At 41.1% G+C, this 2281-nt stretch carries 2 protein-coding genes; both read right to left on the bottom strand.

What is annotated here, in order from left to right; translation table 11 throughout:
* Positions 1–1331: type IV secretion system protein (locus tag ACKI39_RS04505; protein ID WP_407398078.1), on the bottom strand; the 1331-nt coding region annotated here is incomplete at its 3' end.
* Between the two features lie 9 nt (positions 1332–1340).
* Positions 1341–2264, bottom strand: coding sequence for a hypothetical protein (locus ACKI39_RS04500; RefSeq protein ID WP_318697561.1), 924 nt, complete (start codon positions 2262–2264; stop codon positions 1341–1343).
* Positions 2265–2281 lie beyond the last annotated feature (17 nt).

The raw sequence follows: 2281 nt of genomic DNA, 5'->3' as shown, positions 1-2281 counted from the left end.
GCCAAAGCTCTTGCTCCGAATGCTGCAGTACCAAGTGCCTGGACGAATTCACCCATTGAAAGCTGAGGCTGACCTGTAAGAAGTGTCTGTGCAATCTTTGGTGCATTCTGTGTTAATACAAAACAAATCAGTCCATTGAAGAGCAGGGTAGCGAATGTAATCCAGTTCATTCCACCGTTATCTGCCATGATGTTGATTGTTGTTTCAATGAACAGATAGAATACGAAGAACATACAAATCGTGATTACAATCATCTTGATAAGAAAACCTGTGAAAACAGGAATCAGCTTCTTTGGCATTTCTTTTGTTCCATCAAACAGAATGAAAGGAATGAAGAATGCTCCAAGCCCCATGATTATTGTGTATTCCAGGATTGTCATGATGTACTGTATCTCTGCAAAAATCGTACAGCAGATTAAAGCAATACAGCTTAAGATTGTCATAATCATGCTTGGAATGTGAGCAATGCTTGCTGACATTTTGTTGAAACCTTTCTTCATAAAGTTAACGTCTTCTGCATCAAGATCATCCATTTCAATGTCGTAGGCAAGCTGATTTTTTTCCCAGAGAATCTGGCATCCTAACAGCGAAACTCGAAACAGTGCTGCAGGCGAAAGATAATAGGAATCAGTTCCATTTTCATTTTTCAACCAGATGTTCAAATCTACATAGGAATCAACAATCGGCCTTCCATCTGAACCATCAACCATTTTTGGAACAAGGACTTTGTTAATTGCCTCAAGGGTTTTCCGACCATAAATTGAGTGGTACTTGGTTTTGCTTCTGTACTCTTCAATTTTTTGCTGAGCTTTTTCCTTTGCCTTCTTTGAATTGAACTTTGTTACCTGAACCTGTTCTGCAGCTTTGTCCATGAAGTCCGTATAATCTTCTGCTTTCGTGAACGGAGTATCAAATGTAAAGTTTTCAATGTCGGCCTGGATTTCAGCCTGAAGCTCGTTAGCAAGTCTTTGTTGGGTTGCAAGGTCTTTTTCAATTGACCGTTTCATTGAAGTGAGTGAATCAACAATTGCCTGCTTTCCGCCTCCGGCACTTATACCGATTCGGTTTCCAACTGCAGAAAGCCCCATTGTAAAGATAGGGTAGGCTGACATCATCAAAAGAAAGAGAAGCCATTTATACATGGTATCCCACCAGAAATCCCGGATTGTAAATCTGCTGTTGGCCAGTTTAAAAGCCGACCAGCACAGACCTACGATTCCTATGGCAAGAGCATAATGATTTGCCCAGCCATAAAAAGATTTGAGACAGCCGCCAAAATATTCAATTGCTTCTACGACAGGAATATCTATCCATGAAGTGTATTCGTCCATCGGCGGCTCCTATTTTACAAATGAGTCTGGAACACGATTATCAAAAGCTTCCTGCTTCTGCTGTTCCTTTCTCATTTCCTCGGCTTCAACCTGTTTTGCATTTTCATCTGCGATGAGCTTTGATGCCGTTACATTGGCAAGATCGTTTATTGCTTCCTGTACACCGCCAAGTTCTTCAATTACCTGCTGAGTAAGATGAAGGTTTGCTTCTTTTGCAGCACCGTCAGTCATGTTTCCATCGGAGTCAGTCTGCGAGTATGCAGCCTGCATGATTGCATTTGATTTTGCAATCTGTTCTTCACGCTTTAACTGAACTGCTTCATCTGTTGCTTTCGCAATTACTTTGGCAGATGCGTCCTTCACTTTTGCAACAGCCTGAGAAGCAAAGATGTAGTTTCTTGGACTGATTCCATATTTTCTCCAGATTGCTTCCCGCTGTTTTTTTGTCAGGCCTTCTTCGATATTCTTAACTGTATTCCTCATGTTCTGAGTCATAAAGCTTTCTGTATCCGTAACTGCAGTAAAGAAGTTCTTTCCTGATTCTCCCATACCACATAAATCTGCGAGAGAATATCTGTTGCCGTTTCCACAGTCTATGCTCTGAACTGTCAGAGTTTCTTTTATTCTTCTGGACTGAGTGAGAAGTGCATTTACTCTCTTGTTTGCATCACGGATATCGTTTCGAATATCGAAGTCACCGTCGAAACGAATGTTTTCCCAGTCGATAGATTTAGCTCTTTCTACGGCCTGCTGAATCTGCTGGTACTGATTTTCGATTGTGGTTATTGTGTTCATTACCATATCGTACTGACTGTAAAGCTGGTCGATTGCCGTAAGCCAGCCTGAAATATCGAATACGGGGTAACCTGTTGCATGAATGTTTGTTACTGCCAGGAATAGACCTGTCATAATTACTAAAAGTTTTTTTTTCATCTGTTGTGCTCCTCATG

This window comes from Treponema sp. (assembly GCF_045641405.1).
In the GTDB taxonomy this organism is placed as follows: domain Bacteria; phylum Spirochaetota; class Spirochaetia; order Treponematales; family Treponemataceae; genus Treponema_D.
The sequence above is the reverse complement of the archived record's forward strand: the minus strand, read 5'-3'. Positions and strand labels throughout refer to the sequence as shown.

Bases quoted from the DNA above. Each gene is read 5' to 3' on its own strand.
- ACKI39_RS04500 (WP_318697561.1), bottom strand. From the start codon at position 2,264: ATGAAAAAAAAACTTTTAGTAATTATGACAGGTCTATTCCTGGCAGTA.